Source organism: Frankia sp. AiPs1, from assembly GCF_023716945.1.
Classification (GTDB): domain Bacteria; phylum Actinomycetota; class Actinomycetes; order Frankiales; family Frankiaceae; genus Frankia.
In genome coordinates this window covers 1-638 of sequence record NZ_JAMQQF010001150.1, presented here as the reverse complement: position 1 = coordinate 638, position 638 = coordinate 1, and the positions used below count along the sequence as shown (strand labels likewise).

At 77.6% G+C, this 638-nt stretch carries 1 protein-coding gene; it reads right to left on the bottom strand.

The features are described 5' to 3' along the window. The coding region (locus tag ND748_RS33385; RefSeq protein WP_251750201.1) for a hypothetical protein at positions 1-638 on the bottom strand (638 nt) is incomplete at both ends.

The following is a 638-nucleotide window of genomic DNA, read 5'->3' as shown; positions in this document are numbered from 1 at the left end:
CAGCCGGGCCGTGCCGGGCAGGGCATCGGCGAGCCGGCCCAGTGCGGTGAGCAGACCGTCGGTCAGCCCGGCGGCGAGACGGGCCGCCGGCGCGTCGAGCAGCAGATCGAACCGGCCGGGGTCGTGCGGCGCAGCGTCGACGTCGGGATCGGCCGGCCACCCCGCGTGGCGCAACGCGATCCCGGCCGGGACGACCTGGACGAGCCAGTCGCCGAGCAGACGGTAGTAGCCGCCGCCGAGGTCGGTCAGCCAGGGCGCGGGCGCCCGCCAACGGACCGCGCGCGGCGGCCCCACCGGCGGGTACACGGACTGTTCGGCAAGCGGATGCCACCAGCAGCCACGACCGAGGTCGATCGCGGTGACCCGCGGCCACCCGTCGGCGCCGGTCAACAGCAGGCCGTGCTGGGCGAGCACCGGACGACCCAACCGATCTGCGAGGCGCTGCGGCAGGCAGGGTCCGTCCGCCGGGTCGGCGCCGTAGCGGACCACGTGGACCCCGTCGGGGTCGGCGGCCGGCGTCGCGCGCAGCAGCTCCGCGACGGCCGTGACGTCCGGCGCAGGCTCACCCGGCGCACCGACGATCACGCCGATCCCCCCCGACCGCGGCGGTAAGGCGTGCAGGGCGGGCTCGTCGGGCG